Consider the following 23,399-nt stretch of genomic DNA (forward strand, 5'->3'; position numbering starts at 1 on the left):
AGGATAAGCGTGACTTCTACCCCAATGGACCAAGAGCAGCCCGCAGTCGATCGTGCCTACCGGGCACTTGACGCAGCTCGGTCTAGCTACCGACGCCAACAGCGCAAGGCTGAGGCCGCAGGAGCTCAAGGGTCTCCTCAGGCCCGCTCTGAACGAGATGCAATCGCAGCTCATTTTGGTGATCAGGCGACTCGCTTGGAGCAGGTGGAAGACAAGCTTGTGTTTGGCAGATTGGATATGACATCCGATCATGCCCCTTCGCCTCGCTACATTGGCAGGGTGGGTCTTTCCGAGGAGGGCAAGACCATTTTGGTTGATTGGCGCGCACGGGCCGCTACCCCGTTTTATCGGGCTACTCCCGCCCATCATGAGGGCGTGGTCAGGCGTCGCCATATCGGCACGAAGCTGCGGAAAGTGGTCTCGGTTGAGGACGATCTTTTCGATGTGTCAGCTTCCGAAAATGTTTCCTTGGCAGGCGAGGGCGCCCTTTTCGCCGCGATGAATTCTGCGCGCGGTGGTCATATGGGCGACATTGTGACTACCATTCAGGCAGAGCAGGACGAGGTTATTCGTTCTGAGGCTAAAGAACTTCTAGTGGTTCAGGGCGGCCCGGGCACGGGCAAGACTGCTGTAGCGCTACATCGCGCGGCTTATCTACTGTATTCAGAACGCGAGAAGCTGCAACGGTCAGGGGTGCTTATTGTTGGCCCATCCAGGCGTTTCTTGCGGTATATCGAACAGGTATTGCCGGCATTGGGGGAAACGGGTGTCGTCTCTGTAACGATGGGTGACCTGCTCCCAGGTATTAGCGCCGTTTCCCATGACAGTGACGCCCTCGCGCGTCTAAAGGGCTCCCTAGAATGGATAAAAATCGCGAAGAGGGCGGTAGCTTCCAGGCGTCGCATTCCGGAGGCTCCCATAACGATGCGCGTATCCGGCGTGACCGTCACTCTTCTTCCAGAGGACGTGAAGGCTGCTGCTCGGCGGGCAAAACAAGCATCTAGAGCGCACAATGTGGCGCGCACTACCTTCGCCCTCACGCTGCTAGAAAAACTCACCGATAGCTACCTGGCCGCAGACGAAAATCTAAGTTCGTCTGACAGGGCTTGGGTGCGTGAAGAACTGCGCACGAACATTGATGTAAAGCGCAATATCAACCTGTGCTGGATGCCCGAGTCCGCCACTGCCCTACTCCGCAAGCTCTATTCACGCCCGCAGCTCCTAGCAGCATGCGCCCCCAGTTTCACCGCCGAGCAAGTTGCCGCTCTGCAGCGGCCAACCGATGCTGCTTTTACGGTAGAGGACATTCCCATCCTCGACGAACTGGCAGAGTTGTTGGGCCCTTCAGATGTGTTTGCTGCGGCAGCCCGCGAGCGCGTTGCTAGGCAAGAACAGGCCATAGCGAGGGCGCAGCAAGCCCTGGATATGGATGGCCTGGGCGGAGGGATCGTGAATGCCCAGCTACTCGCGGAACGCACACAGGGGCAGGCTGATTCTTCGACATTGGCAGAGAAGGCCCGAGCCGACAGGTCCTGGACTTTTGGCCACATAGTCGTAGATGAGGCGCAGGAGCTCTCGCCCCTAGCATGGGCTGCTTTGCTCAGGCGCTGTCCCTCTCGCTCGTTCACAGTGGTAGGCGACCTAGCACAAAGGACGGGAACCAGTGCGAAAGATTGGACGGAAATCCTTGGGCCAGCTGCCCGCGGATACTCCGGTACGGCTATCTTGTCGATTTGCTACCGCACCCCACAAACCATTATGGAGGCAGCTGAAAAAGTCGCCCGCGCCCTCGGCAGACCAATCGACTACCCGGTAAAGGCCGTCCGCGACCTACCAGATTGTCTGCGATTGCACCAGAGTGAAGGCCTTGCGCGCAGTGTCAGTCAGCTTGCCCAAATTGCCTGCGAAGAGCTGGACTTAGAGCACGGCACGGGGCAGGGCCAGGTGGCAGTCATTGCCGAAAAAGAGATAAGGCAGAAACTGACTTTCTCGGATCCACGTATCAACGTTCTTTCTGCCCGCGCCTCGAAGGGACTGGAATACGACGTAGTCATCCTGGTTGAACCTATCCAGATGCAGGATCGTCCTGGGGATCTATACGTAGCAATGACTAGGCCAACTAAGAGACTCGAGGTCGTCTATTCTGAAAAACTGCCAGAAGGATTCACTTCTAAATAGTTTTTCGACAAACCGCTTGCTCAGCACACTTTGCGATGACACTATTTATACATGCCCAAAGTTTTACTTCTGGAAAATCCTCACCCCGATGCCGACGCGATCTACCGCCAGGCGGGATTCGAGGTTGAACGACGGGTCGGGGCGCTGGACGAGGACGAACTGATAGAGGCTCTTCAGGGAGTTGACGCGGTCGGGATACGGTCAAAGACCGCGATCACCGAGAAGGTGTTAGCAAGCTGCCCACGTCTGTCTTGCATCGGCGCGTACTGTATAGGGACAAACCAGATCGACCTGTCCGAAGCCACCAGAAGAGGCGTCGCCGTCTTCAATGCCCCCTACTCCAACACGCGCTCGGTGGTAGAGATGGCAATATCTTTAATCATCGCGCTCAGCCGTCAGCTTCCCCAAAAGAACGCCGCCCTCCACCGCGGGGTGTGGCAGAAAAGCGCCGCTGGAGCCCATGAAGTCCGAGGAAAAACGCTGGGCATTATTGGCTATGGCCACATCGGCATGCAGCTGTCCGTATTAGCCGAAGCCATGGGAATGAAGGTTATCTTTTACGACACTGCCGAACGCCTCGCCCTCGGCAATGCCCACGGTTGCAAAACCATGGAAGAACTATTAGGACGCGCAGACGTAGTTTCCATCCACGTCGATGGGAACCCGACCAACGCGAACATGTTCGGCCCACAGCAATTCGAGCAGATGCAGCCTGGGGCAATCCTTCTAAATCTGTCGCGAGGATCAGTCATCGACTCTGGCGCCCTAGTGCAGGCTCTGGAAGCTGGAATGCTCAGTGGAGCTGCCATTGACGTGTTCCCAACCGAGCCGAAGAAGAATGGGGATCCATTCAACTCGCCACTGGCAAAGTTCGCGAATGTAGTACTTACTCCACACGTGGGCGGGTCTACCGAAGAAGCCCAACTAGATATTGGACAGTTCGTCACTTCAAAGGTTGTCGGCTATTTCCAATCCGCATCCACAGACATGTCAGTGAATCTGCCAAACCTTACCCTCCCAGTTTCCAAAGACGCTCTGTACCGCGTGGCATACATTCACACCAACGCACCGGGGGTGCTTGCTGAAATAAACCACATTTTTGCCTCCCACGGGGCCAACATCAACGGGCAAATCCTTGGTACGCAGGGGCGCGTCGGGTACGTAATAACCGACATTTCCTCAGAATTGCCTGTCGAGACGGTTGCAGCCCTAAAACGCGGCGAAGAAACCATCAAACTCCGCGTACTAACTCACTAAGTTCTGCCAAGAGACAAATAGGAAAAGTAGATAGGCTTACCCCGTGGATAGCGAAGACCCAGTTTCAGACCTAACCAGGCGCTTGCGCGAAAACTACGACCCGGAAGTAGGTCATGAAGTAGACCAGAGCCCAGCAACTTTAGTCTCTTTACTGCAAGAATCGGCAGCCAAGTGGCCAGATCGGGTAGCAACAGATTTCATGGGCGCCACCTTGACTTATTCCGAGCTGGAAGAACAGTCGCGAAAAGCCGCTAGCGCAATGGCAAACATGGGTGTCACAGCCGGTGATCGGGTCAGTTTAATATTACCCAACTGCCCGCAGTTCATTTGCGGCTTTTTTGGCGCATTAGCATTGGGGGCAATTGCGGTAGCACATAATCCGCTAGCCCCAGCGTCAGAGCTCCACACCGAAATCGAACGTGTCGATTCTAAATTGGTACTAGCCTGGCAAAAAACCGTCTCCAAGGTTGCCAGCCTGTCCGTGCCCGTACTGTCCGTAGATCTGGTAGCAGCACTGCCTGCAAAACTTCGGCTCGCACTGAAACTTCCGATCCCCAAAGCACGCAAGATGCGCGCACAGCTTTGCGAAAAAGTACCAGCCTCTATCCCCTCCTTTGACAAGCTAGCAAAGAAGGCAACACCACTCAGCACCCCGGCTGCAATTGACCCGGACGACACCGTCGCAATGCTGCATACAGGCGGAACAACAGGGTCACCAAAGTCGGTCATGCTCTCGAACACGAACCTAGTGTCCAACTCTCGGGCAGCTGCACAGTGGGTTACGCCCCTCCTTTCACCTCACGAAACCATTTATGCCGTACTACCGTTTTTCCACGCATTCGGAATGACATTGGTAATGCTCTCGGGCTTTCTGGTTGGTGCCACCCAAGTGGTATTTCCCAAATTTGACGAGTCGCTCTGCCTAGACGCCATGAAGCGCCGCCCCTGCACTTTCATGATTGGCGTTCCCCCGATGTTCTCTCGCCTATTGAAAGCGGCACAAAAGGCAGGCATTGCCTTAGACAGCATCAACTACACAATCTCTGGTGCCATGCCCTTGAAGAAGAAAGACGCACAGGCCTGGGCAAGCGCCACTAACGCTCCAGTTATCGAAGGTTACGGTATGACGGAGACGTCGCCCATCGTGACCGGATCGCCCCTCAGCTCCACCAGAGTCGGCACCCTTGGCTTACCGTTCCCTTCGATCCAGGTTCGCCTAGTCAGCTTGGAGGATCCCACCAAAGACGTGGACGACGAGGCCGGCGAGCCTGGTGAGCTCATAGTTAAAGGGCCCGGATGCAGCGCAGGATATTGGAATAACCCTGAAGAATCCAAAAACCTTTACACTACGGAAGGCTGGCTGCGCACCGGCGACATAGCCATAAACGACGACGGCTACCTTGCACTAGCTGACCGGCGGAAAGAGCTAATCCTTTGCGGTGGATTTAACGTCTATCCATCTGCGGTAGAAAACGCCATCCGCAAGCTAGACGAAGTAGAAGATGTTGCCGTTGTTGGCATGCCCGACGAAGATCGCGGAGAGGTAGTCACTGCAGCCATCGTCCCAGCTCAAGGACGCACCCCTACCCTTGCCAAGATTCGCGAGCAAATCGTAGAAGATTTGCCAAGATACGCACTTCCCCGGCAGATGTTTCTGGTAGACAAACTAGCCACCTCGGATTTAGGAAAGGTGGTGCGCCGGCGAGTACGGGATGAGCTTCTGCAGCGGCAGCGCTAGCGCTTCTGCTGTTCAGCCCGCAGCTGCTTAATGGCCTCCTCGAAATCGTTCAAGGAGTCGTAGTCGAGATACACCGAGGCGAACCGCAAATAAGCAACAACATCCAGGTCGCGCAGAGGTTGCAAAATTGCGCGGCCCACATCCTGGGTAGTGATTTGCGCCCTCCCCGACCCACGCAGGTCCTCTTCGACCTTCTGCGCTAGTAGGGCCAGATCATCCTGGCTAACTGGCCGGCCTTGACAGGCCTTCCGAACTCCTGAAATAACCTTCCCTCTGGAGAAAGGCTCTATGACCCCGGAACGCTTCAGCACGGTTAGCCCAGCAGTTTCCTGAGTAGTAAAACGACGATTGCAATGAGGGCACTGCCTCCTACGCCTAATAGCCATACCGTCGTCAGTGGTTCGAGAATCTACTACTCGCGAATCGGGATGCTGACAAAAGGGACAGTGCAAAAGGGCCTCCAGAGCTGGGCAGCCTCACCGCGATGGCACAGAGAGCTGCTGGCCAGGGTGGAGCTGTGAGGACTGCAAACCATTTAGTTCTTTTATGTGTTCTACAGTATCAGCAACCGACACATCCGCAGCGACATATTTAGCAATAGACCACAAAGTGTCCCCACTGGAGACCGTGTAGGAGACAGTCGGCCCATCGTAGGTGGCCCCCGGCAGCGAAAGCCCCAAGGCCGAACCCAAGAAAACCGCTACTGCCAGGGAAACTAACATTCCCAGCCGCTGCAGAGCACTAACGGTAGTAGCGGAGTCAACTTTTTGCTGTTTTAATACCGAACTCTTGCTCCCCTGCAGCCTTCGCAAGTAGGCAGCGTCAACGACCTGCAGATGGCGTACCGGCCGAATTTCTGGGGTGATAGGCAGAGCGGACATCAGCTTCCTTTCGAACATCTGTTCGTCGAACACTTGTACGATACAGCTTACCTGGAGACATTTCAAGACTCTTCGAACAAATGTTTGCTTTGCGTCTTTCAGCCCCGTAAGCTCTTTATACGCACAGAAAAACATCCACCACTGACAAATGGTGACAAGGGGGATTTTCAATGACCTCGCCGGATCCGAACCTGCTTCCCAAAAGGACCCAACAGGTGCTCCAGGCTCTCAGCCAGGCAATCGAGGCAACTGGCTATCCGCCGTCCTTGCGTGAACTGGGAAAAGAAGTAGGACTCCGCTCTCCCTCCTCAATCAAGCATCAGCTGGATCTACTTGAAGAAGCGGGCTTCATCACCCGCCGCTCGTCTCGCCCTCGCGCCATCGAGGTAGTCGGCAGAGCTAAGCCTGAAAAAAAAACCGGGCTGGTCCCGGTACCGGTGGCAAGCTCCGAGGGCGGCACAGCAACTAGCGTTCCCCTAGTCGGAAAAATTGCGGCAGGCGCGCCTATCACCGCCGAACAACATGTCGAGGATGTCTACACCCTGCCACAGGAGCTAACAGGCAGAGGCGAATTATTCATGCTGCAGGTACAAGGCGAATCCATGGTTGATGCGGCCATCTGCGACGGCGACTTCGTTGTAGTGCGGGTCCAGCCGGACGCAGAAGAAGGGCAGATCGTCGCCGCTCTAGTAGATGGGGAAGCAACCGTTAAGGTCCTCTCGAGGAAAGATGGTCACCAGTGGCTGCTGCCCAGAAACGAAAACTACGCGCCCATACCGGGCGATGAAGCCACGATTATGGGGCGCGTAGTTACGGTAATGCGTTCCCTCTAGTTGTTAGTAGCCTAGCGACCTAGCTACCTCACGCAGACGCTGTGCCGATTCAGTCAGGCCATCGCGTTCGTGCAAAGTGAGCGGCGGCACCAGTACTCTACCTGCACCCTTACGAGAAGTAATCGCAGGGGCCGCCATGCAGACGCCAGAAATGCCGTGCCAATCTTCCAATAGGGTCGAGATGGTCAGCACCCGATGCTCATCACGCAGCACTGCGCTAACAATGTTCGTTGCAGCGAGGCCGATCGCATAGTTGGTGGCACCCTTACCTTCAATGATGGTGTAGGCGGAGTCCACTACCTGTTGCGCTATCTCGGCACGCAGATCGGAATCAAAGAGACGGTCATTCAGAGTCTTCCCCCAGTGCCGCAAAGGCACGTTTCCGATTTCTGCGGAAGACCACAGCGGGATCTCGCTATCGCCGTGCTCGCCAGCAATGTATGCGTGAATATTCTGTACAGCCACTCCCGTCTCTTGAGATACCAGGTAGCGAAGACGAGAAGTATCGAGCACCGTACCGGAACCGAACATTTGGTTTCGAGGCAGACCCGAAATCTTGAGCGAGGCGTAGGTGACTACGTCCACCGGATTGGTGACCAGCATGTACACCGCGTTAGGAGCTACCTCCAAAAGCTGGGGGATCAGCTTTTCCATCAGGCCCACCGTAGCTGCGGCTAGATCAAGCCGCGACTGGCCCGGTTTCTGCTTCGCGCCTGCAGTAACCACCACTACGTCCGCGCCGCGCACGACCTCGATGTCCGAAGACCCGATCACCGAGCCGACCGGGGTGAACTGAATACCGTGGGCAATGTCCAAGGCCTCGGCCTTGACCTTCTTTTCATTAATGTCATAAAGAACGACTTCTCGGGCGTCCCCGCGGATAACAGACGCATAAGCAAGCGCAGTTCCTACAGCTCCTGCCCCAATGATGGCAACTTTTGAAGGATGCCCCTCTGATCCCGATGGGTACAGGGTTGTGGCACGTTCAGACATCTATTTCCTCCGTGTAAGGCAAAGTATGTACCAACATTTTATCTGGCCAACTACCGAAGGTTAAGAGCTAAAGGCCTACGTTGTCTTTCAACCTCGCCAACGCCCCTACCGCCACTTCTTGCGAACGAGTAGGCCACATTTTTGGCAGTGATGACAACAAAAACCTGCCATATCCCTTCGAGTACAGACGCGGATCTAATAAAGCGACCATACCCTTGTCATAACTTGTCCGGACCAATCGTCCCGCTCCCTGAGCTAAAAGCAGCGCGGCATGCACAAGCGATACTCCCGTGAATCCAGACCTACCCGCCGCATTCGCGGCATCGGACAACGCAGAGGTAATGGGATCATCAGGCCGCGGGAAAGGAATTCGGTCGATGGTAACCAATCTGCACGCTGGCCCCGGGATATCTACTCCCTGCCAAAGCGAGATAGTCCCGGCCAGGACTGCATTGCCGTCCTCACGGAAAGCCTTTATCAGCGACGGCAGGTAATCTTCCCCCTGCACGAACACGGGAAGATCGGTGTGTTCACGCAAGTATTCGCCGCCAAGCTGCGCGGCCCTGCGAGAGGTGAAAAGGCACAGTGCTCCCCCACCACTTGCCTTAACCAATTCACCGATCTCGGCTAGCAGCTGCGGACTAGGTCCGTCCCTTCCGGGCTGAGGTAGCTGAGGGATGTACATAATCGCCTGGTGGGGGTAGTCGAATGGAGAACCTACATCCAGCCCTTTCCAAGTTTCCGCCAGCTGCGCGCCGAGTCTATTCGCCATGGCATCAAAACTATTTCCCAGACACAGAGTGGCCGAAGTGGCAACGACCTTGTGATTGCCATACAGCCGGGAGGCAATCGGGCGAGCCACATCTAAGGGGGCAGAGCACAGGCGCCTACGCTCCTCCGCATCTTCGGTTATCCAATTGACTCGAACTGCCGGATCGTCAATCAGAATCGCATCGATCGAATCGATTGCCGAGATCAGTTCCGCCCTGGCAACACGTTTCTTGTTGTCGGTGTTCTCTTTCCCGTCACCAATTGTTTCGAGGGCGTCTCGCATGGCTGATCCTGCACTCACCAATGCCCCGTGCAGCCCAGAGGGAAGCGCCTTTATCCGACCGGAGACAGATTCCTTCAGCCCTTGCGCCAATGCCGATGCCGCCTCTTCAATCTTTGCAGCCGGTACGCCGGTGGCCCGTCTAGCGAGGCGAGCTAGTCGCAAAAGGCTCGCATCGGAGATCTCGACTGTTCCTTGAGATCGAATCCGCCCATCCAATTCGTGGGCCTCATCGACTACCAGGACGTCGAACTCTCCTAACAGCTCGGCCTCCGTCATAGCCTGCACTCCCAGGATGGAATGATTGGTGACTACAACGTCGGCCTCGGCGGCCGCCTTTCGGGCATTCCTTGGAAAACATTCGGTGGCAAAAGGACACGATTCGCCCACACATTCGTTCTTCGTTACTGAGACTCCCCGCCAAATCTTGTCAGTTACCCCCGGGCTCATGTCGTCGCGGTCGCCAGTGGAGGTCTCTTCTGCCCACTCGCGTACCCGGAGTACTTCGGCTCCGGTGGCAGTTACTTCAAGTTCGTCAAAAAGGCCAGCCTGGTCCTCTGGCGCCATGGTTTTGAGCTTGCAGACGTAATTGGTCCACCCCTTCAGCAGCGCGATCCGCGGCGCTTTCCCAAGGACTTTCTTCACTGCCTTTTGTACTGCCGGGATGTCTCCGCCAACCAACTGCCTTTGCAAGATCAAAGTTGCTGTAGAAATCACGACTCGGCGGGACTCTTCGACCGCTTCCGTGAGTAACGGAGCCAAGTATCCCAAAGATTTGCCCGTGCCAGTACCAGCCTGTACTAGTAGAACTTGGTCACGAGACAGGTCCCAGATAGCGTTTGCCATCTGCGTCTGTCCGTCCCGGGGAACCCCGCCGAGGACGGCCACCGCCTCTGCTAGGACTTTCTCGCCTTTATTCATCTACTGCTGCGTCCTGCAGAAGACCGGCAAGGTCAGCCCTGGCCATCCCGCGCAAGCGAGTTCCAGACGCGGTGTAGTCGATCTGGTCTATTTGGGCCTCTTCATGTGCCCGGCCCACCAAGTCTCCTCTGGAGAAGGGAATGACTAGATCAATCGGCACGTCAGGATGCGGCAACATCCTTTCAATGGCTAATTTCAGTTCGGCTATTCCCTGCCCAGTGCGAGCAGACACAACAACCGAATTCTTATGTTTAGACCGCAGCACCGCTATGCGTTCTTTTGAAGCCAAGTCTGCCTTATTCAGCACCATCAGCTGGGGAATATCCATGGCGCCCTCTATATCGGCGAGCACCTTTCGAACGGCTCTGATCTGCGCCTCCGGATCCGGGTGAGCAGCATCTACAACGTGCAACAGCAGATCCGCCTGGGCAACCTCCTCCAGCGTCGACCTAAAAGCCTCCACCAGCTGGTGCGGCAAGTTTGATACGAACCCCACTGTGTCGGTGAGGGTATAGCTCCTCCCCTCAGGGGTCTCAGCTTTACGAACGGTAGGATCCAGCGTCGCAAACAATTCGTCAGCAACCATAATCTGGCTCCCCACCAATGCGTTAAGTAAAGAGGATTTGCCCGCGTTGGTATACCCGACCACCACCGCGGCAGGCGTATTAGTACGGGTGCGGCCCGACCTCTTAGTGTCCCGCGCTGCCTTCATTCCCGCTATTTGCTTGCGCAGACGAGCCATGCGGTGCCTAATCCGCCGCCTGTCCATTTCAATCTTGGTTTCACCGGGACCACGCGAACCGATGCCTTCACCGGCTGCAGCCCGACCACCGGCCTGCCTGGAAAGAGATTTACCCCACCCGCGCAGTCTAGGAAGCATGTATTCAAGCTGAGCAAGTTCCACCTGCGCTTTTCCCTCGCGGGATTTGGCGTGCTGGGCAAAAATATCCAGGATCAATGCGGTACGATCAACCACCTTTACCTTCACCACGTCCTCGAGGCCGCGCCGCTGAGACGGAGGTAATTCGCCATCGACAATCACCGTATCAGCATCCACAGAGTGCACCAGATCCCGCAGTTCACGCGCCTTTCCCGAGCCCAGGTATGTACCCGGATCCGGCTTTTCGCGGCGCTGCAAAACACCGTCCAAGACAAGAGAGCCGGCAGTTTGAGCAAGAGCAGCAAGTTCACGCAACGAATCCTCAGCTTTAGCAGCGTCAGCAGTGTAGATCCCCACCAACACGACCCGTTCCAGAGCCAATCGCTGATATTCGACCGATTCAATAGCGTCCTCGGAATGGTTCAGGCCACTGACCCGACGAAGGGCCCGTCGCTCTTCGCGCTCCATCGCGCCAGCGTCGGCGGACGTATCCATACCCTCAGTGGATTCCAGGGCCGTACCGGTCCGGGCCAAAATTCGCGCCACGACGTCTTCAGCGCGATCTTTATTATCCTGCTTCATACAACCTTTCGTGCCCCTGTAATCTAGAGGCGATGACTGAACACTATTTTACCGAAGCAGCCCCTGCAGCTGAAGCCGAGCTGGAATCACTACACGTTTCTCTTCGCGGTCGCCCCCACGACGTGCACGTAGCTGCGAAAGTTTTTTCTGCGCACACCCTGGATAAGGCTACTAAGATCCTTCTGGATGCCGTTCCTGCCCCCACCGCTCCTGCCCTGGATCTAGGTTGCGGATGGGGCCCTATTGCCCTGGCACTAACTGACGAACTCGATGGCGAGGTGTGGGCCGTCGATGTCACCGAGCGTGCTCTAGATCTAACCCGTCGCAATGCTCCAGGGGCCACGGTTGCACATGCTGACAAGGCGTTTGCGGAACTTTCCAAGCGAGGACGTCCGCTGCGTACTATCTGGTCCAATCCTCCAATTCGCATTGGGAAGGAAGCCCTGCACAGGTTGCTTCAAACATGGCTTGCCCTGCTGGCACCCGACGGGGAAGCATACCTGGTAGTAGCTCGTAACCTGGGAGCAGATTCGTTGGCAAAGTGGTTGGGCGAGCAAGGCTTTGAGGTTGCCAAGGTCTCCTCGAAGAAAGGATTCAGAATTCTGCGAGTCAGGCCTACCGAGTAAGTGCTCGGGTGGCGAAGGACAGTGCCTCATCCGGTGTCGCGAACCAGCTAATGCGATCGTCCCGCTTGAACCATTTCCACTGTTTCTTTGCTAGTTTTCGCGTCGCCAAAGCATTTTGCTCCGTGGCAGTAGCCAGATCGATCTTCCCATCTAGATAATCGATCATCTGCGGGTAGCCCGTTGCCGCCCGCGCTGTGGGCGCCTCGCGTAGTCCCTTCTGCAGTAGCGCCTGGACCTCTTCAACAAGGCCCTGCTCTACCATCTGCGCACAGCGTTTTTCGATCCGAGAGGACAGCACTTCCGCGTCGGGACGAAGCCCTATTTGCAGAGTGTCCGCGTAATGGTATTCGCCGGTGGGCATAGTTGCCGAGAACGGCCTCCCAGTAAGCTGTATTACCTCTAAAGCTCGCACCACCCGTCTGCCGTTAGAAGGCAGAATATTCGAAGCGGCCAGCGGATCTAGGGTAGCTAGAGTTTTATGCAGCTCAACGCTACCTACCGCTTCCAATTGGTCCTGAAAATGCGATCGGATCTTCGGATCCGTACCTGGAAAGATAAGCTCGTCCAGGAGCGCCCGCACGTACAATCCCGAGCCCCCGCAAACCACGGGCACCTTGCCTCTAGCAATGATTGCCTCAGCGTCTTCACGTGCGTGCTGCTGGTACGCAGCCACAGACGCCCTCTGGGACAGGTCCAGCACATCGATCTGGTGGTGCGGAATACCACCGGCTTCCGCTTCGGTCACCTTCGCGGTACCAATGTCCATGCCGTGATACAGCTGAAAGGCATCAGCAGAAATGACTTCCCCACCGAACTCTTGCGCGAGCGCCACCGCCAGAGAGGTCTTCCCCGTGGCCGTGGCACCAACTACTGCAATGATCACTTGGGGCGAACCAGCGGTATTCCAAGCGAAACAGTACCTGCGGGCATTGGTTGGGCGTTCTTTGCCTGCCAGGCGTCTCCGGCCCTGGTGGGTATCACTTCGTAGAGTCCACCCTGAATGCCAGAATCTGCAACTAGATGGTGCGGGGCACCGTGCGTCACCTGTGCGCGCACAAAATCACCTGGCCGCGGAACCTTGGCGCCGGTTGGAACCGACACATGCACGAGGCGGTTATCTTCTGCGCGCCCAGAGATACGCATCGTCTCGGCATCCTTCCGCCCTTCGCCCTCGGCTATTAGGATTTTCAGATCGCGGCCTTCCTGCTTCTGATTTTCCTCGGTAGAAATGCGTTCTTGCAGCTCGAGCAGCCTGTGATAGCGCTCTAACTTGACCTCTTCGGGTACCTGGTCCTCGCGGTCGGCCGCGGGAGTACCCGGCCTCATCGAATAGAGGAAAGTAAAAGCGGAAGAGAAGCGGGACTGCTCCACAATGTCCAGAGTCTGCTGGAAATCTTCCTCAGTTTCACCCGGGAAACCCACGATGATGTCAGTGGTAATCGCCGCATGCGGGATAGCCTCTCGGACGGAATCTAGAATCCCAAGGAACTTCTTCGACCGGTAGGACCGGCGCATAGCGCGCAGCACCTTGTCAGAGCCGGACTGCAATGGCATGTGCAGCGAGGGCATTACGACATCGGTCTCGGCCATAGCGTCGATAACATCCTGGGTAAACGCTGCCGGGTGAGGACTGGTAAAGCGTACTCGCTCCAGTCCGTCGATCTTTCCAGTTGCCCGAAGCAACTGTGCAAAGGCTCCACGCTGGCCAAAACCCACCCCGTAGGAGTTCACATTTTGCCCGAGCAGAGTAACTTCGATAGCCCCCTGATCTACAACCGCTTCGATCTCGGCAAGGATATCCCCTGGGCGGCGATCGCGTTCCTTGCCCCTCAAGTGAGGAACGATGCAGAACGTGCAAGTGTTGTTGCACCCAACTGCAATCGAGACCCAAGCTGCGTAGGCGGACTCGCGGTGGGTAGGCAAGGTGGACGGGAACGTCTTCAGCGATTCCTCGATCTCTACAGCCGCCTCCTGATTGTGGCGCGACCGCTCCAGAAGAGTCGGAAGTACGTCTATATTGTGGGTGCCAAAAACAGCGTCCACCCAAGGCGCTCGCTCGAGGATTCGAGCGCGCTCTTGCTGCGCCAGGCAACCTCCAACCGCGATCTGCATCCCCTTGCGCTTACGCTTTACCCCGGCAAGCTGGCCCAGGTTGCCGTACAACTTATTAGCTGCATTTTCACGGACCGAGCAAGTATTGATCACAACTACGTCCGCACCCTCATCGCCGGCATCTGTAGCCCTTGCAGCAGCATCAGGTACCTGTTCCACAGGAACCAAGCCGACGGAATCCAACAGGCCTGCCATACGTTCGGAATCGTGAACGTTCATCTGGCAGCCAAGAGTCTTAATGTGATAAGTGCGTGGTGTAGTCATCGCGGGTCATTCTAGAGCATCTGAGCTAGTAGGACTAGTCTTCTAGAGCAGTATTTGCCGCTGCCAGGGCAAGAATCACACTTTGCGCGCGTACGGTGGCGCGGTCTCCCTCGATATTCACAGTGCGGAGAATCTGCTTAGTAGGGGTAAGTACACAAATGTGCACCTCTCCGGCTGGGTGCCCGCCATCGTCGCCAGGACCGGCAACGCCAGAGGTCGCAATTGCCATATCGGCCGAATAGAGCTTCAACACGCCCTCGGCCATCTGCCTTGCGACCGAATCTGTATACGGGCCCGTCTGCTCTAGTTCTTCCGCTGAAACACCCAGAACAGAGGCTTTAGTTTGAGTCTGGTAAGTGAGGGCTCCCCCACGGAAAACAGTAGACGCTCCGGGTATATCAACAATTGACGATGCCAGCCATCCGCCAGTTAGCGATTCCGCAACTGCGATCGAGTAGCCCATATCCTTGCAACCCTGGATAAGCTGGGCAGCCAATGTGTGATTAGTCGAAGCCTCTGTCATATTTTCCTTTCTAAAACTGTTCCAGCGCAGCCACGATAGCTTGCCTGCACTGGCCAGGACCATACCCCTTACGAGCCAGAAAAGCGTTGGTACGCCGAATAATCACGTCCCGAGGACGCCCTTTCAGTGTACCGACCTTCTTCACAGCTAACTGGTTGGCTAATTCCTGCTCGTCTACCTCGCTGACTTCTTGCATCGCCTGTGCAGCAATATCGGGAGAGATTCCCTTCTTCATCAATTCGGCATACAGGGCACGCCCCACCAGCGATCGCTCCGCATTCTTAGTGCGAACCAGCATCTGCGCATATTGCAAGTCATCGAGCAGTCCCACCTCTTCAAAACGGGTAATAACCTGATCTATGACCTCGGTGACGAAGCCTCTTTGAGAAAGCTTCTTTCTGACCTGACCGGTAGACTGAGCTGCTCCATCGAGCATCCGCAGCGTGGCCTCACGGGCCTTCTGCACAGCGTCGTCAAAGCCCAGTTCGGCATTTTCTTGCCGCCGCTTTGCCCGCCTCTTAGCAGCCTTTACCGGATCGCGCCGTTTACGTTCCGCTTCGCCCTGTTCAGGATCGAAGTAGGAAACCACTAAAAGCCTCCGTCCTCGACGTTCTTCTTAGTGTTCTTCCCCTTCTTCTTCGCTGCAGGTTGGGAAGCAGCTGCTTCGGGTGCCTCTTCCGCACCGTCAACTATGCCCACAGCTACCAAGATCTTGCGCTCAATCTCGTTAGCAAGCTCAGGATTGTCTTTCAAGAACTGACGGACGTTCTCTCGGCCCTGGCCCAACTGATCAGAGCCATAGGTAAACCACGAACCAGACTTCCGCACGATTCCCGTCTCGACACCCATGTCAATCAAGGAGCCTTCTCTAGAGATGCCCTCGCCGTAAAGAATGTCGAATTCAGCCTGCTTGAACGGCGGCGCCATCTTATTCTTGACTACCTTCACGCGAGTCTTGTTACCAACCGGAGCGCCGGCATCCTTCAAAGTCTCGATGCGCCTAATGTCGAGCCGCACAGACGAGTAGAACTTGAGCGCCTTGCCACCCGTGGTAGTTTCTGGCGAACCGAAGAATACGCCAATCTTCTCGCGTAACTGGTTAATGAAAATTGCCGTAGTACCAGAGGCCGACAGTGCGCCGGTCATCTTCCGTAGCGCCTGCGACATCAAGCGAGCCTGCAACCCTACGTGCGAGTCGCCCATTTCTCCTTCTATTTCAGCCTTGGGAACCAAGGCCGCAACGGAGTCAATGACGATAATGTCAATACCACCAGAGCGGATCAGCATATCCGCGATCTCGAGGGCCTGCTCCCCCGTATCCGGCTGGGCCACCAGCAGATCGTCCGTATTGACTCCGAGCTTCTTGGCGTATTCCGGATCAAGGGCATGCTCAGCATCGATGAACGCGGCATTTCCGCCGGCCTTCTGCGCCGACGCTACCGCATGCAACGCAACCGTAGTCTTACCGGAGGACTCTGGGCCGTAGATTTCCACAACCCTGCCGCGCGGCAATCCTCCAACCCCCAACGCGATGTCTAATGCCAGCGAACCGGTGGGGATCACCGATACTGCCCGATGCGTCTGATCGCCAAGGCGCATGACAGAGCCTTTACCAAAAGCCTTATCAATTTGCGCTAGTGCAACGTCGAGCGCCTTAGAGCGATCCTGAGCCTGAGTAGCCATAATCTTGTCCTCCTAGTACCTACAGAACTGGCCTGCAACCAGATTCCCCTCTCCGGGGCCCTGGTAGCGAGAATATGTCCGGCCACCGACATATGAAGACACAATCCACAGCTGCTACGAACTGCAAGGTCAACCTCGCCTGTGCACACTTTACTGCGAACAGGTGTTCGAAATAAAATTGGCGCGCCGAAGCGCGCCAAAGTCTATTTCTTTTTATTCTGTGCCATATGCAACCACTTGAACTCTTCAGGCTTCGAAGTGGCATCTATAAGCGACTCCCACACTCGCTGCGGTTCGACACCTTGTTCCAAAACATCAGCCGCAGTTTGGTACCAGGGTTCCAACACCAGATCTGCAGCCAACGACTGCCCGTAGGCAGATCCGTACACCTGCTCCAGGTTCTTCCAGAACTGCGAATGCTTCATCTAGACGTGCAAGGACATGGACATCGAGGGCAACCCAACGCCCTCGGCAAGGGCGAACCGATCCGCGACCTCGCGAAGCAGGGTAGCCATAGGCAGATCCAGCGCCTGGCAGATAGCCTCTAGCAATTCAGAGGAAGCTTCCTTCTGCCCGCGTTCTACCTCAGAGAGGTACCCCAGGGAAACCTGCGCCTGCGCCGACACCTCACGCAGAGTACGCCCCTGCGACTGGCGGATCATGCGAAGCACATCCCCTACCTCATGACGCAGCAACGGAACCGAGACACGGCTAACCGAGGCTGTACGAGCTTGGTTGACAGTGGGCTTAATTTCCGTATTAGTCAGTTTCTTCTTCACGTTAATTGTCAACACTCCATTCCTCTATTTCATTCCCGCCACTTGAAAATTGTGGCGTGACATGCGCCACTAGCCTTGCCCGAGGCCTCAGTGGCGGCCATAAAACTAATTATTGCCGGAGTTCCTGGGATCCTTCTGAACGTCTACTTTGCTACTGCTACGAGCATCCAAGAAGTAGATAAAACCGGACAGCCCAGTGATCACAAATGTAATCACAATGAGTGCTTGGATCAGATAGTCCATTACCGTGTAGGCAGCGCCCGAGAAGAATACGTGGATAAGCATCAGGAAAATTAGTAGCAGCTGGGTTACCGTTTTGCCCTTGCCCCACATGTTGGCAGGGATGACGACCCCCTTGCGAAGGGCACTCATGCGAAGCAGGGTGACTGCCACCTCCCTGCCGATAATCATCGCAAGGAACCACCAGTAGTACTTGAAGGGCAGCTGCCCCACAACAGACAACATTATGAAGGCGCCAATAACCAGAGCCTTGTCAGCAATGGGATCCGCAATCTTGCCGAAATTGGTAACAATATGCAGCCTGCGAGCGAGCATACCGTCTAGATGATCGGTGGCCGCGGCAACGCAAAAAATTACCGTTGCCCAGGCTCGAGCCTTATAGGAAGTCTGCACCAGCATCAGCCCTATGAACACTGGCACCAAGATTAGGCGGATGATCGTCAATACGTTGGCAACGTTCAGATTCGAGAGCGCTCTGGTCTCTTCATCCGTTTCTTTGCTCAATTTCCTAACCCGTTCTGCTAATTTTCCGTACCTTACGGTATTTTACACTTCCTTTAGCGCCCAGTCAGTTCCCACGCATCTTCGCTGTCCTTATTTACTACTTCCAGTTCTGGATGTTGCTCCTCTAGCGGGCGAAGATCGGGGCCTTCGCTGACTTCCGGTTCAGGTACGGACTCACCCTTGATGATCGCGAGTGCGCGATCGACCTCTTCCGGCGGAATTAGGACGTCGCGTGCCTTCGATCCTTGGCTTGGGCCAACGATTTCCCGAGATTCCAGCAAATCCATTAGACGGCCAGCGCGGGCAAAGCCGACCCGCAATTTGCGCTGCAACATCGAAGTGGATCCGAGCTGGGTAGATACCACCAATTCTGCTGCCTGAAGCAAGACATCCAGATCGTCACCAATGTCGTCATCAATAACGCGTTTGGTGGGCTCAGCCGGGATCACGTCCTCGCGATAAGTAACTTCCCGCTGTGCCTTCACATGGTTCACAACCTGGTGTATTTCGCTTTCATTGACCCACGCGCCTTGCACACGGATCGGTTTTGAAGCCCCCATGGGCAGGTACAGCGCGTCACCTTGCCCAATCAGTTTCTCGGCACCCGGCTGATCCAAAATTACGCGAGAGTCAGCCAACGAGGACGTAGCAAAAGCAAGGCGGGAGGGAATATTCGACTTGATAAGTCCCGTAACTACGTCTACAGAAGGTCGCTGGGTGGCCAGCACCAGGTGAATACCAGCTGCACGCGCCAGCTGAGAAATACGCTGAATTGACGCTTCTACATCCCGTGGCGACACCATCATTAGATCCGCCAACTCGTCTACTACCACCAGCAGATAAGGGTACGGCTCCAGCTTGCGCTTGGAATCCGGCGGCAGCTGAATGCTTCCATTGCGAATCGCCGCGTTGAAATCGTCGATGTGCTTGTAGCCGAAACGCGCCAGATCGTCGTAGCGCGCGTCCATCTCTTTTACGACCCATTCCAGCGCTTCTGCCGCTTTCTTAGGATCGGTGATGATCGGAGTTATCAGATGGGGAATGCCCTCGTAGATGGTAAGTTCCACGCGCTTGGGATCCACTAGGATCATGCGAACCTGCGCCGGAGTTGCTCGCATCATGATGGAGGTGATCATCGAGTTTACAAACGAGGACTTACCAGATCCCGTAGCACCCGCTACTAGCAAGTGCGGAGTCTTTGCGATGTTCGTGACTACGAAACCGCCCTCGATGTCTTTGCCCAGGCCCACAACCAAGGGATGGGAATTCTTCTTCGCAGTATCAGACCGCAGTACGTCACCAAGAACTACCGTTTCTCGGTCGCTATTTGGAATCTCGACGCCAATCGCCTGTTTGCCCGGGATTGGGCTCAAAATTCGCACGTCGGCACTGGCTACAGCGTAGGCGATGTTCTTCTCGAGGTTGGTAATCTTATCTACCTTTACCCCGGCTCCTAGATGTACCTCGTACCGAGTAACTGTTGGTCCCCTAGAAAAGCCGGTGACCTTCGCATCGACCTTGAATTCGTCAAGAACTCCCTGTAGTTGAGCCACTACCTTGTCGTTTGCCGACGAGCGGAGCTTTTGCGGAGCGCCTTTAATAAGCAGTGAGTCCTGGGGCAAGTCGTAGGGCTTGTCATCGAAACTAGTATCGGCTTCAAACGCCGACGATTCCTCTTCTGGTTCCTGCGCAACGGGGGCAGGCGAGCCCGATGCGGCAACGGTGCTGCCTCCGCTTGCAATAGGCCCAGTTGGAGCAACCACCTGGGTTACTTCGGAGCTGGCAGGCTCTTCCAGCAGCTGAGTGTGATCGTCGTATGCAGGCGGTTCTTCGAAGGCAGGCACAATCGGCACAGGTTCTGAGATGACCCGAGTCGGCTCCGCCGGTGTCTCGGTGTGCAACGGCGTGCGGAAAGCATCATCCCCATCGTAGGAGTCCAGCTTCTCTTCGCTCTGCCCCTTACTTGAACGGGCAAAGCGCGAACTGCGTTTCGGTTTATCGCCGGCTTCCTCCCGTTTTTCTTCATGTCCCTTCCGCCAAGAGGCATACTTCTGTTCTGCAGAACCAAACCACGCCTTAGCGGCAGCGAATGCACTTGCCAACGGCGTTTCAGTAAGGACCAACAGCGAATAGGCAAAAATCAGCACAAGCAACAGTGCCGCACCTACCCGAGTAAACAGAATGGCTAGCGGGTGCCCTAGAACCCATCCGATAATTCCGCCTGCTTGTTCCAGCGCTTCAATGCCGTTACCGAGCGAAGGTGCCCCTCGCCCGACGTGCACAATCCCGGTAGCGGCGATCACTACCCCAAGGGTGCCGACAATTACGTGCGCCTTAGCGCCAAGAGGTTCCCGGTTGCGGAAAATACCCAATGCAACCCAAAGGGCGAGCAGCGGTGCGACGACAGAGAAAACCCCGACGGCCCCTGCGGCCACGTGGTGGATCACGTCCCCTGCCAGGCCCGACATGCCAAACCACTCGCGGAGTGCAATGACGACTGCCAGCCCAATGATCGCAAAAGCCAAGCCGTCGCGCCTCAACGAGGGCGTGTATTCCTTAGGAGGTTCAGGTTTCTTCGGTGTTTTCTTGCGTGTAGCCATAGCGGTTTCAGACTATAGGTAAAGTCCAAAAGTCACCTTCCGGCCACGCCGCGGTAAGGCTTATGTGAGCGAATCCTGCGCCATAAGTGCCTCCACGTCCCGGTCGTCTGGCACGTTCCGCCCTCCTGGGCGTCCGACCATGATGGCACCGGCAGCATTGGCGCGTCGGGCGGCAGTAATTGGGTCGTGTCCCTGCAGAAGAGATGCGCACAGTACCCCGGTGTGTACGTCACCCACCGCGGCTGTATCTCTAATTTGGGATGGGAATGCTGGTACTTTGACCGGTTCGGAGTTTGGGCCGTCGGTGACCCAGCAGCCCCTGGAGGAATCCCGGCGGACGATGACCGCTGACGGTTTCATAACCTCACTTAGCGCATCGTGTAGGGTTTGCCGGCCCAAGACTGCCCGAAGCAAGTCCGTTTCCCGCCTATTCATGGTTAACAGGTCGATGTGCGGCAGGATTCGCCGCAGCCATTCAGGGTCTACTTCTTTTATCTGGGGGCCCAAAGCCAGCGTCAAACTTACCCCTTCAGGAAAGTCGGGGAGCCAACCTTCTAGCGCGCTCTGATATGCCGGAGAAACCAGGTCAGAGGCAGACACGTAGACCATGTCCTTGTCCTTTAGCTGGAGCCTTTGCAAGGAAGCTAATTCCTGTTCCGCTTCGACTCCGGGAGCCACCACTGAAGAGATGAACCCATCGGCTTCGACAAGTACTAGTTTCATGCCGATGTCACCCACTACGTCAGAGGTGACGACGGTGATTCCTTCGCGCCCCAGTTCTTCGGCAACCATCATGGAGTTCGGTCCGGTGCCCATACAGGCAGCGCACCACACCTCGACTCCTTGGCGGCGGGCAGCGACCATTACTGGGAACGCGCCGCCTACTCCAACAGAAGACATGGTCGCAGAGACCTCGCCTCCCCTGTCAGGAAGATGGGGAACGTGCATCGGCATAGTCAAAATGACCGATGCAACAGCAACCAAAGAACCAGCCATCAATTACCCTTCAATAACCACGGGAACAATCATTGGGCGTCGCCGCAGCCTGCGGGAAACCCACCGTCCCAAGGCGCGTCGCATGGCCTGCTGCAGTGAGTAAGCGTCCACGTGCCCCGGTGCTGCCGCCTTCGCAAGAGCCTCTGCCACATCGGGGAGCACTTCCCTAAACACAGCTTCGTCCTCGGCCATCCCGCGAGCGGTAATGTGCGGGCCCGCCAGGACCTGCCCCATTTCGAGGTCGACAACGGCGAAGACGCTGACAAAGCCCTCTTCGCCGAGCACTAGCCGATCGTGCAGTTCGCTTTCACTGATCTCGCCGATCGAACCACCGTCTACGTACACGTAGTCACAGGGCACTGCGCCAACTACGGAAGCTTGCCCATTGGCGAGGTCGACTACTACCCCGTCTTCTGCCAGGGCAATGCGCGACGCCGGCACTCCCGTTTGGACAGCCAGCCGGCCGTTTGCCACGAGGTGTCTGATCTCGCCGTGAATCGGCATCACGTTCTTCGGCTGAACCACGTTGTAGCAGTACAGCAATTCCCCTGCGGCGGCGTGTCCAGATACGTGCACCTTTGCGTTGCCCTTGTGCACAACCTTGGTACCTAGGCGCATCAGAGCATTGATTACGCGATATACGGAGTTTTCGTTTCCGGGGATCAACGAGGACGCCAAGATGACAGTGTCCTCGGGACCTACCGAGATGAACTTGTGAGTGCCGTTGGCGATCCTGGCCAGAGCTGCCATGGGCTCGCCCTGCGAACCCGTGGCCATGTAGACCCGCTGCCGTGGGGGCAAGTTTTCAATTTCGCGAGAAGAAACGATTACGCCCTCGGGAGCATTCAGGTACCCCAGCTCCATCGCAATACGCATGTTGCGTTCCATAGAGCGCCCCACAAAGGCAACCTTGCGACCGTGCTCGGCAGCAGCGTCTAGTACTTGCTGGACACGGTGCACATGCGAACTGAACGAGGCGACAATCAGCTGCCCCTGTGCTTTGCCGAACACCGCACTGATGACGGGTCCGATCTCGCGCTCATGGGTAACAAATCCCGGCACTTCAGCGTTGGTCGAATCCACCATGAACAGGTCTACGCCCTCTTCGCCAAGACGGGCGAAGGAACGCAGGTCTGTAATACGGCGATCTAGGGGCAGCTGGTCCATCTTGAAGTCGCCCGTAACTAGGGCGTTTCCGGCCTCGGTGCGGATCATGACTGCAAGCGCATCCGGAATGGAGTGGTTTACTGCAACAAATTCGCAGCCGAACCCGCCGATCTGAACGGTGTCGCCCTCGGCAACCACGTTTAGGTTTGTGTCGCGCAGCCGATGTTCTGCCAGCTTCGGTTCCAAGAACGCAAGAGTTAGGCGCGAGCCGTAGATCGGGATGTCGCGGCGCAAACGCAACAGGTACGGGACCGCGCCAATGTGGTCCTCATGGCCGTGAGTGAGCACAAGCCCCACCACGTCATCCATCCTGTTAGAGATTGCCGAAAAGTCCGGAAGAATCAGGTCTACACCCGGCTGGATTTCTTCAGGAAACAGTACGCCACAATCGACGATCAATAGTTTGCCGTTGATCTCGAATACGGTCATGTTCCGTCCGACCTCACCTAGGCCGCCCAGCGGAGTTACGCGCAGGGTGTCTTTGGCCAGTTTCGGCGGGGTGGGTAAGTCAGGGTAAAGAGAATTCACACTCTTATTGTGTCATCTAAAACGCGAAACACCGACCTATTCGCCGGGCAAGGTGAAAATGTT

General features: G+C 56.2%; 21 protein-coding genes. 5 read left to right on the forward strand and 16 right to left on the reverse strand.

The genetic code is table 11. From position 1 onward, the window contains the following. The first annotated feature begins 9 nt into the window (after nt 1-9). The 3 genes from AC1EKG_RS01470 to AC1EKG_RS01480 are packed head-to-tail and all read left to right on the forward strand — an operon-like array spanning nt 10 to nt 5,173. Nucleotides 10-2,178 (forward strand): HelD family protein, encoded by a 2,169-nt coding sequence (locus AC1EKG_RS01470; protein WP_004804838.1) that lies wholly within the window; start codon nt 10-12, stop codon nt 2,176-2,178. 51 nt (nt 2,179-2,229) lie between these two features. After that, entirely contained in the window at nt 2,230-3,435 is a 1,206-nt protein-coding gene (gene serA, locus AC1EKG_RS01475) for a phosphoglycerate dehydrogenase (protein WP_004804836.1), read from the forward strand. A 43-nt stretch (nt 3,436-3,478) separates the two neighbouring features. Further along, nucleotides 3,479-5,173: an AMP-binding protein gene (locus AC1EKG_RS01480; RefSeq protein ID WP_004804834.1), complete on the forward strand. Its 1,695-nt coding sequence runs from the start codon at nt 3,479-3,481 to the stop codon at nt 5,171-5,173. Here AC1EKG_RS01480 and nrdR read toward each other — a convergent pair. Next, nucleotides 5,170-5,625: a transcriptional regulator NrdR gene (gene nrdR / locus AC1EKG_RS01485; RefSeq protein ID WP_004804832.1), complete on the reverse strand. Its 456-nt coding sequence runs from the start codon at nt 5,623-5,625 to the stop codon at nt 5,170-5,172. The two genes, AC1EKG_RS01480 and nrdR, sit on opposite strands and share 4 nt — an antisense overlap. Nucleotides 5,626-5,649: 24 nt before the next feature. Beyond that, the gene (locus AC1EKG_RS01490; protein WP_176744640.1) at nt 5,650-6,087 is read right to left on the reverse strand and encodes a LysM peptidoglycan-binding domain-containing protein; all 438 of its coding nucleotides are present in this window, start codon (nt 6,085-6,087) and stop codon (nt 5,650-5,652) included. A gap of 137 nt (nt 6,088-6,224) precedes the next feature. Here AC1EKG_RS01490 and lexA point away from each other — a divergent pair, with 137 nt between their 5' ends. Beyond that, nucleotides 6,225-6,887: a transcriptional repressor LexA gene (lexA, locus tag AC1EKG_RS01495; RefSeq protein ID WP_004804829.1), complete on the forward strand. Its 663-nt coding sequence runs from the start codon at nt 6,225-6,227 to the stop codon at nt 6,885-6,887. A 3-nt stretch (nt 6,888-6,890) separates the two neighbouring features. Here lexA and AC1EKG_RS01500 read toward each other — a convergent pair whose 3' ends face one another. The 3 genes from AC1EKG_RS01500 to hflX form a co-directional block, all read right to left on the reverse strand. After that, nucleotides 6,891-7,880 carry an L-lactate dehydrogenase gene (locus AC1EKG_RS01500; RefSeq protein WP_004804826.1) on the reverse strand — a complete coding sequence of 330 codons (990 nt, stop codon included), beginning with the start codon at nt 7,878-7,880 and terminating at the stop codon, nt 6,891-6,893. Nucleotides 7,881-7,947: 67 nt separating this feature from the next. Continuing rightward, the gene (locus AC1EKG_RS01505) at nt 7,948-9,852 is read right to left on the reverse strand and encodes an ATP-dependent DNA helicase (RefSeq protein ID WP_004804824.1); all 1,905 of its coding nucleotides are present in this window, start codon (nt 9,850-9,852) and stop codon (nt 7,948-7,950) included. After that, nucleotides 9,845-11,314: a GTPase HflX gene (hflX, locus tag AC1EKG_RS01510; protein WP_004804823.1), complete on the reverse strand. Its 1,470-nt coding sequence runs from the start codon at nt 11,312-11,314 to the stop codon at nt 9,845-9,847. Before hflX ends, AC1EKG_RS01505 begins: the two co-directional genes overlap by 8 nt. Nucleotides 11,315-11,346: 32 nt before the next feature. On the opposite strand from hflX, the gene AC1EKG_RS01515 reads away from it, so the two are divergent. Then, complete coding sequence (locus tag AC1EKG_RS01515) at nt 11,347-11,940, forward strand: class I SAM-dependent methyltransferase (RefSeq protein ID WP_004804821.1); 594 nt, start codon at nt 11,347-11,349, stop codon at nt 11,938-11,940. On the opposite strand, the gene miaA is transcribed toward AC1EKG_RS01515, so the two are convergent. From miaA to AC1EKG_RS01570, 11 genes are all read right to left on the reverse strand, one after another. Then, nucleotides 11,930-12,823: a tRNA (adenosine(37)-N6)-dimethylallyltransferase MiaA gene (gene miaA, locus AC1EKG_RS01520; protein WP_004804820.1), complete on the reverse strand. Its 894-nt coding sequence runs from the start codon at nt 12,821-12,823 to the stop codon at nt 11,930-11,932. The genes AC1EKG_RS01515 and miaA overlap by 11 nt on opposite strands. Next, nucleotides 12,820-14,316 (reverse strand): tRNA (N6-isopentenyl adenosine(37)-C2)-methylthiotransferase MiaB, encoded by a 1,497-nt coding sequence (miaB, locus tag AC1EKG_RS01525; protein WP_004804818.1) that lies wholly within the window; start codon nt 14,314-14,316, stop codon nt 12,820-12,822. The genes miaA and miaB overlap by 4 nt, the downstream gene beginning before the upstream one ends. Before the next feature lie 34 nt (nt 14,317-14,350). Continuing rightward, nucleotides 14,351-14,839, reverse strand: a complete 489-nt coding sequence (locus AC1EKG_RS01530) for a CinA family protein (RefSeq protein WP_004804816.1) — start codon at nt 14,837-14,839, stop codon at nt 14,351-14,353. A 10-nt stretch (nt 14,840-14,849) separates the two neighbouring features. Then, a complete protein-coding gene (locus AC1EKG_RS01535; protein ID WP_004804814.1) occupies nt 14,850-15,428 on the reverse strand; it encodes a regulatory protein RecX in 579 nt (192 codons plus the stop codon). Further along, a complete protein-coding gene (gene recA, locus AC1EKG_RS01540; protein WP_004804812.1) occupies nt 15,428-16,522 on the reverse strand; it encodes a recombinase RecA in 1,095 nt (364 codons plus the stop codon). Before recA ends, AC1EKG_RS01535 begins: the two co-directional genes overlap by 1 nt. A 203-nt stretch (nt 16,523-16,725) precedes the next feature. Further along, nucleotides 16,726-16,947, reverse strand: a complete 222-nt coding sequence (locus tag AC1EKG_RS01545; RefSeq protein WP_004804803.1) for a DUF3046 domain-containing protein — start codon at nt 16,945-16,947, stop codon at nt 16,726-16,728. Then, nucleotides 16,948-17,274 (reverse strand): helix-turn-helix domain-containing protein, encoded by a 327-nt coding sequence (locus AC1EKG_RS01550; RefSeq protein ID WP_048707580.1) that lies wholly within the window; start codon nt 17,272-17,274, stop codon nt 16,948-16,950. It lies immediately after the preceding gene. Nucleotides 17,275-17,406: 132 nt separating this feature from the next. Next, entirely contained in the window at nt 17,407-18,045 is a 639-nt protein-coding gene (pgsA, locus tag AC1EKG_RS01555) for a CDP-diacylglycerol--glycerol-3-phosphate 3-phosphatidyltransferase (protein WP_004804799.1), read from the reverse strand. A gap of 53 nt (nt 18,046-18,098) precedes the next feature. Beyond that, a complete protein-coding gene (locus tag AC1EKG_RS01560; RefSeq protein WP_004804798.1) occupies nt 18,099-20,645 on the reverse strand; it encodes an FtsK/SpoIIIE family DNA translocase in 2,547 nt (848 codons plus the stop codon). A 60-nt stretch (nt 20,646-20,705) separates the two neighbouring features. After that, nucleotides 20,706-21,641 carry a PfkB family carbohydrate kinase gene (locus AC1EKG_RS01565; RefSeq protein WP_004804794.1) on the reverse strand — a complete coding sequence of 312 codons (936 nt, stop codon included), beginning with the start codon at nt 21,639-21,641 and terminating at the stop codon, nt 20,706-20,708. A gap of 3 nt (nt 21,642-21,644) precedes the next feature. Beyond that, entirely contained in the window at nt 21,645-23,336 is a 1,692-nt protein-coding gene (locus AC1EKG_RS01570) for a ribonuclease J (protein WP_004804791.1), read from the reverse strand. Between the last annotated feature and the right edge of the window lie 63 nt (nt 23,337-23,399).

The organism is Winkia sp. C0117E2 (genome assembly GCF_056590455.1).